Origin of the sequence: Holophaga foetida DSM 6591 (assembly GCF_000242615.2) — a bacterium.
GTDB lineage: Bacteria > Acidobacteriota > Holophagae > Holophagales > Holophagaceae > Holophaga > Holophaga foetida.
Map to the genome: position 1 here is coordinate 624,512 of NZ_KI912268.1, position 13,699 is coordinate 638,210.

Genomic DNA, 13,699 nt, shown 5'->3' on the forward strand with positions numbered 1-13,699 from the left:
CCAACAGCCACGATCTGCTAATCTCCCCCATGCATCCCGCTTTCTCGTCCCCTTCGCTCATCCCACCGGCTGTTGGTCCGGTTAACTCCTTTCGTTAGGCGTGTCGCTCCGTCTGGCTTCAGCGCCGTTCACAAGGCTTTTACCAGCTTTCCAAGTCTCCTCGCTTTCCTTCAAAAAGGCCTCGTTCTGGGGGTCCTCAGCGTCCACTCCATGGCATTCGCCCCTCATCGCCTTTTCGGATACGCTCGATTCATCGTTTCCTCATCCACCACTTGCCCGATCCGCCCTTCGTCTCGTTCCACCTGGCCTCCTCAACGCCTCCCGGCCAGCAACTTTTCGTTCAGGTCCACGCTCTGTTCACCCTTCCTCCCGCCGTGTCCCACTCCAGGTAAAAGCCCAGCGCGCCTAACCTTCCATTCAACTCGGACCCAACAGCCGCGATCTACTTCCAAGTCCTCTCCGCATGATTCCTTCGCATCCTTCCCTCTCACCCTGTTTACCGGCTGTTGGTCCGGTTAATTCCTTTCGTTAGACCGCTCCCATACAATGACAACTCCTACTCAAGTCGCCCCTATCTCATGCCGCCTTTGCGGATCAACAAAAAATAAACGGGGCCAATCCCACATCCTCCCAGCAGCGTTCTTTCGTGAAATCAAGCGCCGGGGGGGTGGGTTGCTACTGATTCCTCGCAGTGGATTGCGCAAGGAAAAACCATCAAAGGACGGACCAAAGGATCACAAGATACTTTGCCTTAAATGCGAAACGGTCACCGCGCCCATTGATGACTATGGAACTCAATCCTTTATTGGCACCAACTTCAAATTCTTCAGCATATATTCAAAAAAACAATTGCTGGCAGGTTATTCCGATAAATTAAACGGCGCAAAATTGAAGCTTTTCTTCATATTCACACTCCTAAAAGCCGCCTGGAGTCAAAATGAAATGTATGATCACTTCTCTTTACCCAATGAAATAGAGAAGCAATTCACCGAATGCATTCGCTCTCAGCAGATCGACAATGACCATATGCACTGCTTCTTAATTAAAAGACAGTCAACCATAAAAGGGTTTCATGCAACACCAGAGATACATAATGGGTGGGTAAATGGCGCAGTGCATCGCTTTGGGTCCCACGACGGGCATTTGTTCCATATTCACATTCTTGAATTCACAGCCTTGGTTTTTTTCAGCAACAAGCCAGCCAGTCTCGCAAGTTCTCCCTACTTTGTGCCTGACACAGGTCGCATTTGGGTTATGCGCAATCACGGCGTCAACCAAAAATTGGACGACATCGCATTCGAGTTCATGAGAGAAAGGCTCGCCACTGAAAAGGAGCCCACGCGGTCTAACCTTCCGTTCAACCCGGACCCAACAGCCACTATCCTCTAATCTCCCCCATGCATCTCGCTTTCTCGTCCCCCTCGCTCATCCCACCGGCTGTTGGTCCGGTTAACTTCCTTCGTTAGGCCCAGAGGCAGCCATGTTCCAGACCATTGTTGATTTTGTAAAAGCCATCGTTTGGCCGGTAGTGGCAATTTGGCTGGCCTACATGTTCCGGTCCGAAATCAGAACACTCCTCGACAGGCTAACTAAGATAAAACACGGAGATACAGAATTTAACTTTATGAAGGAGATGGTTGCAGTCGAGAAGGAATTGGACCATGAACAGGAAAGCACACCGCCAGCACCTGAGCCTGCGGAAGCCCTGTCTGCCGAAGACCAGCTATATAGAATTTCAAGCACATCACCACGAGCTGCAATTACCGAAGCATGGACCATGGTCGAAGCAGCCTTGACAGGTGCAGCAAACACACCCAGGGGAATGGCCCAGTTGAGCCGTCCACGCTCTCTGGTTGGACTAGCAGCAATGAATGCTGGTCTTTCAGAGAACCTATCAAGCATGATTCAAACATTGCGCGAACTCAGGAACAATGTTGCTCACAACCCTGAAATCCAAGTCACCCGAGAACACGCTGAAATTTTCATTCGCAGCGCAATCAAAGCCATCTCTCTAATTAAGTCCAAGTCCAAACCGACTTGAACAGGCCTAACCTTTCGTTCAACCCGGACCCAACAGCCACGGTCTTACCATCTCCCCTATGCACTCCGCTTTCTCGTCCCCTTCGCTCATCCCACCGGCTGTTGGTCCGGTTAACTCCTTTCGTTAGGCCGCTTGCATGATCCCAGCACGACTATCCCAAGTTCTGGCAGTTTCAACCATGCTTCTTTGTATTGGCTGTGTTGATGAATACCGCGATTGGGCTTTCGTCCAAAGTGTTGGAGGATTAGCCGTTGGAACACCCTATAGGACCCCAAGTGACGTCTTACTACCGATATCTGTTGATGTCTCTGGCTTGAAGGCCATAACAACCAAGCCAACCATTGTTAATTCAGCATTGGCCCTCAAAGAAATCGTTGTTCACCGCGAAGACAATAGAATCAGCATTGGCATAATTACCACTCTGTTCACCCAGGAACATTCTCGAACATCTGTAACCAATATCTCGCTTGGCCAACTTGAACCAGGCACATACAGCATCGCCTATGCAGACCCAAAGGGTGCCCGCATCAAAATCAGCACAATCGAGGTGGCGCCCTAACCTTCCGTTCAACCCGGACCCAACAGCCACGATCTGCTAATCTCCCCCATGCATCCAGCGTTCTCGCCCCCTCCGCTCATCCCACCGGCTGTTGGTCCGGTTAACTCCTTTCGTTAGGCGTGTCGCTCCGTCTGGCTTCAGCGCCGTTCACAAGGCTTTTACCAGCTTTCCAAGTCTCCTCGCTTTCCGTCAAAAAGGCCTCGTTCTGGGGTTCCTCAGCGTTCACTCCATGGCATTCGCCCCTCATCGCCTTTTCGGATACGCTCGATTCATCGTTTCCTCATCCACACTTGCCCGATCCGCCCTTCGTCTCGTTCCACCTGGCCTCCTCAACGCCTCCCGGCCAGCGCCCTTTCGCTCAGGTCCACGCTCCGTTCACCCTTCCCCCCGCCGTGTCCCACCCCCAGGTAAAAGCCCAGCGCGCCTAACCTTCCATTCAACTCGGACCCAACAGCCGCGATCCACTTCCAAGTCCTCTCCGCATGATTCCTTCGCATCCTTCCCCCTCGCACAGTTTACCGGCTGTTGGTCCGGTTAATTCCTTTCGTTAGGCCACACCAACCCGAAGTCCAGATACTCTCTCGGACAATCAAGTAGCCCATTGAACCCCACTCCCGGCAATGGTCTAATCACAATAGAAAGTCTACACCACCCCACAGTCAAAGGATGAATCATGAAAAAGACGATCACCTCAGCACCATTGGCTCTATCGGCCGTAACCGCACTGATTATTGCATTCTCAGGATGTAGACCAAAGAATGACAAACATGCAGAAGCCATTATTAACGAGCCGCAATACAAATATTGGCAACGTGTTGCAATTGGGTCTATTATCCAAGAATATCCAACGACAAAAGAATCATCACTAAACAAGGAATTTACTGATATATACAACCGCATCAAGCAAGACGGGCTAAACAAACCCCTGAAAAAAGAATTGCAGGATGTATTCTACAACAGGTCAACAACATTTAAACAGTTTATTGATTCAATATGGAATGAAGCAAAACAGAAAACTTCTGCAACCGATCTTCAAACCATATACGCCAGTGAAAGGATCAACAACTCTCTCCACCAATTGAATTCAGACAACCTACTTTCTGAAATCAGCGCCTCTTTTTATTCCGACCTATCAAAAATCAGATCAATAAAAGAGGAGAGTTGGGTAAAGAGAAAATCAATTTGCACCAACTATAATCCAGCAAACGAAATGCTAACATTTAAAGAATTAGAAAATGAAGAGCAATTTAAACTTGATTTAAAGAAATTCGAAGACATCAGAAGCTCAGTCTATAAATCCTGGAAAGAAAATATCGAAAATCAGGTCAAGGAACAATGGGATCGAACATTTTACCTAGTTTATCCAGCCAGAGGCTACACATACACCAAAGAAATGTTCATGGAGTTAGAAGGTGGCAAGCGTTACGACGAAGATATCAAAGAACTAGTAGATTCTGCTATCAGTAGGACCGGCGGCATGCCTGATGTTGAATGGAGAAAGGAAATTTTTATTTGGGATTATTTTGACTCAGCATCGGGCAAAAAATTAAGGACCGCTATCACGTGGGGAGATATAGTCGTTGTCATTTAATATCCGAGATTAAAATGACACATCAAACGAAACTCCATGACGTTTTAATTCAAAAAATGCGGGCAGTCCTGATAAACGAACGAATCAAAGAAGCTTCTGCCTCTGGCATTATTATATTAGGTGCAGACAAACCAGTCCTTTTCCCTGGCGCAGTTTATGGTTTTGCGGCAATCCTTAAACCTGATGACAAATTAAACTTATTTCACGAGGCAACCAACCGGGGCCTCACTCGTTTAAATTCCCCAGAAGAATTCAATCCGATAGTAGGTAATCTATATCCACTCTACTGGGGAAAAGATAAATATCTTGGCGCAAGGGCGTACCAGCATATTTACAATCCACAAAAAACAGGCTCAATAAGATTGTCGACATATCGAGAGCTTAAAAATAAGGAAATCATTTGTGCTTCCATTACGGTAGAGTCTTACGTTAATGCCGAAATCGCATTAAAAGATGCTTTCCCTGATTTGCTTAAAACCAGCACCCAAAAGTTCACAACCTAGATAACAATACAATGTTTTTATCAACCATATCCCAAAATCAAACCTCGCCTCAGATAAGTTCGCAAATGCGGATCTTGGTCAGTCGCCTTAATCGTATCCAACCTCGGCCTCTACACTCCACCTAGGGCTGCCAATCAAGCTGCGGCCTAACCTTTCGTTCAACCCGGACCCAACAGCCACGATCTTCCAATCTGCCCCATGCATCCCGCTTTCTCGTCCCCTTCGCTCATCTCACCGGCTGTTGGTCCGGTTAACTCCTTTCGTTAGGCAGTAGGCTCCGCCCCTGCCATAACGAAGCCGAGTTGGTGCTTTCTCTCGTCTTCCAAGGCTTGCCGCCCTTCATGCAAAAGGGCCTCGAACTGGGTTTCCTCTGGACTCACTCCATTCCATTCGCCCCTCATCGCCGATTCAGATACGCTCGATTCATAGGTTCCTCGTTCTTTGACCAATCGCTCGGCCCTTCATCTCGCTCCACCTGGCCACCTCAATGCCTCCGGCCAGCGCGCTTTCGTTCCGGTTCCAGCTCGGTCCACCGCTCCGCCCTCAGTTCCACACGCCAAGGCAAATCCTTTCCGTCTGCCTAACGCGGCGTTCAACCCGGACCCAACAGCCACGATCTTCCAATCTCCCCCATGGCCTCCGCTTTCTCGTCCCCTTCGCTCATCCCACCGGCTGTTGGTCCGGTTAACTCCTTCCGTTAGGCGCCCTATGTACCAAAAACTGGTCCCCTTCGATGGTCAGCGGTTCAACGCAGTTGATCCAATTGCTCTTCGTCGCACGGCGCAAAAGCTTATCGATCAACTCCCCGAGATACCCGAAGATGATCCTTACGAAATTCGTGCTCGTCTAATTCCCACACTCAGAAGGGCGATTGCAGGACAAGTCCAGCAGCCTATCAAAGATGAACTCGAACTCATCGGCGGGTTATTTATCCACGAACGAAGAGAAGGCATTCACAACATTAATCTAGGGTTAAATTTCTCAAACCTCTATGCCAAATTTGCAGCTAGAGCTTTGGCCCTACCTTTAGACTCACTCAAAATTGAGATGGTAAACGGCCAGCAGTGCGCCTGGGCAGATTTCGAAGAAGAGGGAGATTGGCCCAACAAGGTAAAATACCCATAATTTAAACATATCTCAACATCTCTAGTGTCACCGATTCCGACAAATGAGCGCCTAACCTTCCGTTCAACCCGGACCCAACAGCCACGATCTGCTAATCTCCCCCATGCATCCCACTTTCTCGTCCCCCTCGAACATCTCACCGGCTGTTGGTCCGGTTAACTCCTTTCGTTAGGCGTGTCGCTCCGTCTGGCTTCAGCGCCGTTCACAAGGCTTTTACCAGCTTTCCAAGTCTCTTCGCTTTCCATCAAAAAGGCCTCGTTCCGGGGTTCCCCAGCGTTCACTCCATGCGGGTCGCCCCTCCTCTCCTATTCGGATACGCTCGACTCATCGGTTCCTCATCCAACACTTGCCCGATCCACCCTTCGTCTCGTTCCACCTGGCCTCCTCAACGCCTCCCGGCCAGCGCCCTTTCGTTCAGGTCCACGCTCCGTTCACCCTTCCTCCCGCCGTGTCCCACCCCCAGGTAAAAGCCCAGCGCGCCTAACCTTCCATTCAACTCGGACCCAACAGCCGCGATCTACTTCCAGGCCCTCTCCGTATGATTCTTACTCCGTCCTCCTCCTCATCCCCTTCACCGGCTGTTGGTCCGGTTAATTCCTTTCGTTAGGCCGCTCCCCTTTGCTCATCACCAGGGGTCCGGTGTACCATGATGAATCCGTCTTTTTCCGGTCTGCCTAATCTGGTTCCTCGGTTTTGTAGTCCTACTGTTCAATCAACACTTAGCTTTCTTCCTCCCACACATTAGGCGTACTCAACACTCGTTGAAATGCGTCGTCCAATTATTGTTAGGCATTCCAAGGAGGCACCTTGAATACCGAAATTGAAATTGAAAATATTCTCGACACTCTGATTGGCGAGTTCCAAGACCTACTTAAACTAACCGAAAAAACGAAGGATATTGCTCCATTTGGTGAAAAATACCAGAATTGGTATTCTCAATCAATTCGACTTGTTGACCTTCTCGGCAAAGATCGGCTTGATGAGTTCATCAGCTATTACCGAATTGACCCTAAGCGCAAAAACTATGCAGGCTCGACATATGTAATTCAAGATTACGTTAATGGAATGGGCGCATCCAAAGATATTTATAACAATGCAAAATGGGATGTACACAACATAGTAGCTGTCCGCCTTATGAATCAGGTTCACATACTCAAATCCCTGAAATCACGATTGACAGGAGTCTTACGTGATGTGCGTGGTCAGCTTCTTTCTCAGCTAGAAGACGACGAGCTTCGCGTCGCCGGGAAACTTGCATCAATTAATCTGCGTGCTGCTGGGGCCGTTGCAGGGGTCGTACTCGAAGCCCATCTCCAAAGAGTGGCAGTCGCGCATCAAATAAATATTTCCAAGAAAAACCCTACAATCGCAGATCTGAATGACCCACTAAAGGCTTCAGGTGTATATGAGACCGCAACTTGGCGGAAAATCCAGCTTCTCTCAGACATCCGAAATCTTTGCGATCACAAAAAAGATCGCGATCCAACCAAACCTGAAATTGAAGAGCTTCTTACCGGTGTCAACTCAATCATAAAATCCGTCTTCTAGGCGGAAATGCCTAACCAATCGTTCAACCCGGACCCAACAGCCACGGTCTTCCAATCTCCCCCATGCATCACGCTTTCTCGTCCCCTCCGCTCATCTCACCGGCTGTTGGTCCGGTTAACTCCTTTCGTTAGGCTGTTTTGCAAATCTGTAAGGTGAATCATGACAAATGAAGGGATCCCAGGTCATCCAAGACCGGCGGCAACAACCACCCAAGATAAAGTCAAACTCATCGAACTTCGCGATGATAGGAACCCAATTCCACCATCAATTGGAGGATCCTCATTTGAGGGTATCCTATTTGGCCCACTCGCCAATCAACCTTCACCGCGAGACTTAGACACAAAGAACCGAACACTGGGCATAGGTGGCTGGCTGATCTTACCAATATTCTTCATTATCATTGGCATCATATCAAATGTCGCAATACTGGTCCGAAACTTACAGCCAATGATTATTGTCAATTATTTCAATATGATATCATGTTCTATATTTGCATTCTACGCGATATTAACTCTCGGGTTCATATTCAAAAAGCATTACCATAGCCGGTTAATTGCAATTTCATACTTCTCAGCATTATCTCTGTTTAAAATCATAGATTATATAATTATTCTTGCCCATCCAGATTCCGACACAATACTTACACCTCAATTCACATATCAATTCGCTGTTGGTACTATTTTTTCACTACTGTGTGCGTTCTATTTCATTTTATCAATCAGAGTTAAAGCAACCTTCCGCAGGCCCACAACCTAACCTTCCGTTCAACCCGGACCCAACAGCCACGATCTTCCAATCTCCCCCATGCATCCCGCTTTCTCGTCCCCTTCGCTCATCCCACCGGCTGTTGGTCCGGTTAACTCCTTTCGTTAGGCAGTTTGCTCGGCCCTAATACCTTCGCTCTGCCAACCTGATCTGCTCCCGCCGTCCAAAGGCTCCCGCCCTTCAAGCAAAAGGGCCTCGCTTCGGGGTTCCTCGGAGTTCGCTCCATTCCATTCGCCCCTCATCGCGGCTTGGGTTACGCTCAATTCATAGCTTTCTCGTTGTTCAGCAATCGGCTCTGCCCTTCATCTCGCTCCACCTGGTCACCTCAATGCCTCCGGCCAGCGCCCTTCTCTTCAGGTCCACGCTCAGTTCAACTTTCCACCCGCAGTTCCCCACGCCAAGGCAAATCCTGTCCGTCTGCCTAACAGGTCGTTCAACCCGGACCCAACAGCCACGGTCTTCTAACTTACCTCATGCATCCAGCTTTCTCATCCCCGTTGCTCATCTCACCGGCTGTTGGTCCGGTTAACTCTTTCCGTTAGGCGTGTCGTTCCGTCTGGCTTCAGCGCCGTTCACAAGGCTTTTACCAGCTTTCCAAGTCTCCTCGCTTTCCGCCAAAAAGGCCTCGTTCTGGGGGTCCTCAGCGTTCACTTCATGGCTTTCGCCCCTCATCGCCTTTTCGGATACGCTCGATTCATCGTTTCCTCATCCACCACTTGCCCGATCCGCCTATCGTCTCGTTCCACCTGGCCTCCTCAACGCCTCCCGGCCAGCGCCCTTTCGTTCAGGTCCACGCTCTGTTCACCATTCCTCCCGCCGTGTCCCACTCCCAGGTAAAAGCCCAGCGCGCCTAACCTTCCATTCAACTCGGACCCAACAGCCGCGATCTACTTCCAAGTCCTCTCCGCATGGTTCCTTCGCACCCTTCCCCCTCGCCCCGTTTACCGGCTGTTGGTCCGGTTAATTCCTTTCGTTAGGCGCTCCCAAAGGATGCTATTGCACCCCTCACCGTTCAGGAGACATCTATGGCCAAAGCCTTAACCAAAGCTCAAAGCGACATTCGTTATGGCGCCATATGGTTTGTTGGAGGATTGGTTGTCACCTTTGGCACACATATCCTGGCAAGGGATGGGGGTGGCGGCCCATATGTCATCGCCTATGGTCCGGTAATTTTTGGGGCTTTCAAGCTCGCCAAAGGGATTGTCTCTCTGGTATCCGGCAATAATGAAATCGACCCAAGTTCTGTCGATATTGAAACAAAATCAAATGGAATGAACTGCCCAAGCTGTAATGCTAAAATATCGACTTCAACAAAATATTGTCAAATATGTGGCAGGGCTCTTGGCATTTAACAAACAATCATCCTCAATATATCTTTAAGCGTAACCTTTCAATAAGGCGCATTCACAATCTTTTCCGCTGCGCACCATTCAAAGACAAACGCACTGCGCCTAACCTTCCATTCAACTCGGACCCAACAGCCGCGATCTACTTCCAAGTCTTCTCCGCATGATTCCTTCGCATCCTTCCCCCTCGCACCGTTTACCGGCTGTTGGTCCGGTTAATTCCTTTCGTTAGGCCGCACCCATGACGTCCAAATTCCACACCCTTGAAGACATCAGGTTTTCAAACGGAGTCCTCAGCATTCTCGTCGCTGACCTTAATGAAGGTGAGCCTGATGAATTTATAGGCTTGCCCTTGGTCATCACAAATACGTCCCATCGCCACTTGGTCAAGTTCCCGGCAATTGCCGGATTCCAGTCGGTCCCTGAGCCGCTGAACGGTCTCTCATCCACTGCGACTCGTATCACCGCATATCTCTACCTTGATCCCGATAGTGAATACTTGGCTGAGCTACAAATTGATGGGCCATCGTTTGTTTTTGGTGCAGAGCGCCCAGACAATCCATCATTAAGTCACTACGTGGTATACGGTGAAAACACTGTTGTTCACATTCTTTCTGCGACCATACCAGAGATCATCTCCCCTTATGACCCGGCCTAACCAATCGTTCAACCCGGACGCTGCCTCCACTGGCAACTTCCTCCTCCACTCGTTCAGATTTCTCGTCTCCTCCCATCGCGCCGCAGTCGGCACCGCCGGTTAACTCCATACGTTAGGCTGCTCCCATGCTCGATTCACCAAATGGACAGTTCCATGCAAACCTCACTTTTGCAGGAGAGATCCGCTTCGGGCCCATTTACTACACTCTGAATATCAACGGTCGAGAACTCGCCAAGCGGATATTCGGGGACCCACTCCTCTGGTCCCCAGATTCCAAATTGCTGGCTGCACAAGAATGGCTCACCACTGAATATGGAGCTGGTCCAATCACACGGGCTGTTCTTATTGATCCAACTACTTGGAGAATCGCAACACTAAAGGTTGCAGAAAAGGGCTTTGCTGAATCGTTCCAATTTTCTGGATCAACATTCATATACAGAAAAGTATTTACGGCTCGCGGTGAAAGAATCGAGCTAGAAGTTGACCTAAATTCAATTCACAATTGGGTCAACATTGAGCCCATTACCAAATGATTCAACAATCGCTTCAACACAGTGCAGCCTAACCTTCCGTTCAACCCGGACCCAACAGCCACGATCTGCTAATCTCCCCCATGCATCCCGCTTTCTCGTCCCCTCCGCTCATCCCACCGGCTGTTGGTCCGGTTAACTCCTTTCGTTAGGCGTGGTTGCTCCGTCTGGCTTCAGCGCCGTTCACAGGGCTTTTGCCAGCTTTCCAAGTCTCTTCGTTTTCCATCAAAAGGATGCCGTTCAGGCGTTCCTCGGCGCCAACCCTATTGGATTCGCCCTTCATTGCCGTTTCAGATACGCTCGATTCATCGATTCCTCGTTCTTTGACCAATCGCTCGGCTCTTTGACTCGTTCCACCTGGCTTCATCAACACCAAAGGCCAGCGCCCTTTCGTTCAGGCCACGCTGGGTTCACCTTTCTTCTCTCCGTGTCCCACCTCAAGGCAAAAGCCCAGCGCGCCTAACCTTCCATTCAACTCGGACCCAACAGCCGCGATCTACTACCACGTCCTCTCCGCATGATTCCTTCGCTTTCTTCCCCCTCGCACCGTTTACCGGCTGTTGGTCCGGTTAATTCCTTTCGTTAGGCGCTACCCACCCCATGGAAACCATCGCAGCACGAGACCTGATTCTTGTTAATCCAGACGGCGAGCACCGCGCACTCCCTTTATGCATCGGGAAACCATACGAGGTTTCGAACCTTGAATGGGCCTGTCCGGTCCAAGCAGAGGCTATCGGTATCGCTGCAGAATCAATCCAAGGTGTTGATTCTTTCCAGGCACTGATGCTGGCCCTCGATACTATTCGCCAAGTCATGCTCAACCTCAGCCAAGAGGGGTTTGTTTTCCTCAATGCAGAAGACAATTCTCCCGTCGATGTCGTTCAACTGTTCCAATCTGGCGCCTAACCTTCCGTTCAACCCGGACCCAACAGCCACGATCTGCTAATCTCCCCCATGCATCCCACTGTCTCGTCCCCCTCGAACATCTCACCGGCTGTTGGTCCGGTTAACTCCTTTCGTTAGGCGTGGCGCTCCGTCTGGCTTCAGCGCCGTTCACAAGGCTTTTACCAGCTTTCCAAGTCTCCTCGCTTTCCGTCAAAAAGGCCTCGTTCTGGGGTTCCCCAGCGATCACTCCATGGCATTCGCCCCTCATCGCCTTTTCGGATACGCTCGATTCATCGTTTCCTCATCCACCACTTGCCCGATACGCCCTTCGTCTCGTTCCCCCTGGCCTCCTCAACGCCTCCCGGCCAGCGCCCTTTCGTTCAGGTCCACGCTCCGTTCACCCTTCCCCCCGCCGTGTCCCACCCCCAGGTAAAAGCCCAGCGCGCCTAACCTTCCATTCAACTCGGACCCAACAGCCGCGATCTACTTCCAAGTCCTCTCCGCATGATTCCTTCGCATCCTTCCCCCTCGCACCGTTTACCGGCTGTTGGTCCGGTTAATTCCTTTCGTTAGGCGTGTCGCTCCGTCTGGCTTCAGCGCCGTTCACAAGGCTTTTACCAGCTTTCCAAGTCTCCTTGCTTTCCATCAAAAAGGCCTCGTTCTGGGGTTCCTCAGCGTTCACTCCATGGCATTCGCCCCTCATCGCCTTTTCCGATACGCTCGATTCATCGTTTCCTCATCCACCACTTGCCCGATCCGCCCTTCGTCTCGTTCCACCTGGCCTCCTCAACACCTCCGGCCAGCGCCCTTTCGTTCAGGTCCACGCTCCGTTCACCATTCCTCCCGCCGTGTCCCACTCCCAGGTAAAAGCCCAGCGCGCCTAACCTTCCATTCAACTCGGACCCAACAGCCGCGATCTACTTCCAAGTCCTCTCCGCATGATTCCTTCGCATCCTTCCCTCTCGCCCCGTTTACCGGCTGTTGGTCCGGTTAATTCCTTTCGTTAGGCAGTTAGCCCGGCCCTAATACCTTCGCTCTGCCGACTCGATCTGTTCCCGTTGGCCAAAAGCAGCCGCCTTTCAAGCAAAAGGGTCTCGCTTCGGGGTTCCTCGGAGTTCGCTCCATTCCATTCGCCCCTCATCGCGGTTTGGGTTACGCTCGATTCATAGCTTTCTCGTTATTCAGCAATCGGCTCCGCCCTTCATCTCGCTCCACCTGGTCACCTCAATGCCTACGGCCAGCACCTATCTCTTCAGGTCCACGCTCGGTTCAACTTTCCACCCGCAGTTCCCCACGCCAAGGCAAATCCTGTCCGTCTGCCTAACCGGTCGTTCAACCCGGACCCAACAGCCACGGTCTTCCAATTTCCCTCATGCATCCAGCTTTCTCATCCCCTTCGCTCATCTCACCGGCTGTTGGTCCGGTTAACTCCTTTCGTTAGGCAGTAGGCTCCGCCCCTGCCATAACGAAGCCGAGTTGGTGTTTTCTCTCGTCTTCCAAGGCTTGCCGCCCTTCAGGCAAAAGGGCCTCGAACTGGGTTTCCTCTGGACTCACTCCATTCCATTCGCCCCTCATCGCCGATTCAGATACGCTCGATTCATAGGTTCCTCGTTCTTTGACCAATCGCTCGGCCCTTCATCTCGCTCCACCAGGCCACCTCAATGCCTCCGGCCAGCGCGCTTTTGTTCCGGTTCCAGCTCGGTCCACCGCTCCGCCCTCAGTTCCACACGCCAAGGCAAATCCTTTCCGTCTGCCTAACGCGGCGTTCAACCCGGACCCAACAGCCACGGTCTTCTAACTTCCCCCATGAATCCAGCTTCCTCGTCCCCTTCGCTCATCTCACCGGCTGTTGGTCCGGTTAACTCCTTCCGTTAGGCGTGGCGCTCCGTCTGGCTTCAGCTCCGTTCACAGGGCTTTTACCAGCTTTCCAAGCCTCCTTGCTTTCCGTGAAAAAGGCCTCGCTCCAGGGTTCCTCGGCGTTCACTCTATGCGGGTCGCCCCTCATCGCCTTTTCGGATACGCTCAATTCATCGTTTCCTCATCCACCACTTGCCCGATCCGCCCTTCATCTCGTTCCACCTGGCCTCCTCAGCGCCTCCCGGCCAGCGCCCTTTGGTTCAGGTCCACGCTCCGTTCACCCTTCCCCCC

General features: G+C 51.0%; 11 protein-coding genes. All 11 read left to right on the forward strand.

Annotated elements, in window-relative coordinates:
* Nucleotides 1-672: 672 nt before the first annotated feature.
* A complete protein-coding gene (locus HOLFODRAFT_RS24270) occupies nucleotides 673-1,389 on the forward strand; it encodes a hypothetical protein (protein ID WP_148300329.1) in 717 nt (238 codons plus the stop codon).
* Nucleotides 1,390-1,480: 91 nt separating this feature from the next.
* Nucleotides 1,481-2,041 carry a hypothetical protein gene (locus HOLFODRAFT_RS24275; RefSeq protein WP_005031381.1) on the forward strand — a complete coding sequence of 187 codons (561 nt, stop codon included), beginning with the start codon at nucleotides 1,481-1,483 and terminating at the stop codon, nucleotides 2,039-2,041.
* 1,232 nt (nucleotides 2,042-3,273) lie between these two features.
* The gene (locus tag HOLFODRAFT_RS24280) at nucleotides 3,274-4,191 is read left to right on the forward strand and encodes a hypothetical protein (RefSeq protein ID WP_005031382.1); all 918 of its coding nucleotides are present in this window, start codon (nucleotides 3,274-3,276) and stop codon (nucleotides 4,189-4,191) included.
* A gap of 14 nt (nucleotides 4,192-4,205) precedes the next feature.
* Nucleotides 4,206-4,694, forward strand: a complete 489-nt coding sequence (locus HOLFODRAFT_RS24285; RefSeq protein WP_148300330.1) for a hypothetical protein — start codon at nucleotides 4,206-4,208, stop codon at nucleotides 4,692-4,694.
* A 708-nt stretch (nucleotides 4,695-5,402) separates the two neighbouring features.
* A complete protein-coding gene (locus HOLFODRAFT_RS24290) occupies nucleotides 5,403-5,819 on the forward strand; it encodes a hypothetical protein (protein ID WP_148300331.1) in 417 nt (138 codons plus the stop codon).
* An 807-nt stretch (nucleotides 5,820-6,626) separates the two neighbouring features.
* Complete coding sequence (locus HOLFODRAFT_RS22480) at nucleotides 6,627-7,367, forward strand: hypothetical protein (RefSeq protein WP_005031385.1); 741 nt, start codon at nucleotides 6,627-6,629, stop codon at nucleotides 7,365-7,367.
* Nucleotides 7,368-7,526: 159 nt separating this feature from the next.
* Nucleotides 7,527-8,123: a DUF2569 family protein gene (locus tag HOLFODRAFT_RS25690; protein WP_005031386.1), complete on the forward strand. Its 597-nt coding sequence runs from the start codon at nucleotides 7,527-7,529 to the stop codon at nucleotides 8,121-8,123.
* A 1,034-nt stretch (nucleotides 8,124-9,157) separates the two neighbouring features.
* The gene (locus HOLFODRAFT_RS24300; RefSeq protein ID WP_148300332.1) at nucleotides 9,158-9,484 is read left to right on the forward strand and encodes a zinc ribbon domain-containing protein; all 327 of its coding nucleotides are present in this window, start codon (nucleotides 9,158-9,160) and stop codon (nucleotides 9,482-9,484) included.
* A gap of 235 nt (nucleotides 9,485-9,719) precedes the next feature.
* Entirely contained in the window at nucleotides 9,720-10,136 is a 417-nt protein-coding gene (locus HOLFODRAFT_RS24305) for a hypothetical protein (protein ID WP_148300333.1), read from the forward strand.
* Between the two features lie 125 nt (nucleotides 10,137-10,261).
* Nucleotides 10,262-10,669 carry a hypothetical protein gene (locus HOLFODRAFT_RS22485; protein ID WP_052572413.1) on the forward strand — a complete coding sequence of 136 codons (408 nt, stop codon included), beginning with the start codon at nucleotides 10,262-10,264 and terminating at the stop codon, nucleotides 10,667-10,669.
* A gap of 597 nt (nucleotides 10,670-11,266) precedes the next feature.
* Entirely contained in the window at nucleotides 11,267-11,572 is a 306-nt protein-coding gene (locus tag HOLFODRAFT_RS24310) for a DUF6968 family protein (protein ID WP_148300334.1), read from the forward strand.
* The last annotated feature ends 2,127 nt before the right edge of the window (nucleotides 11,573-13,699 follow it).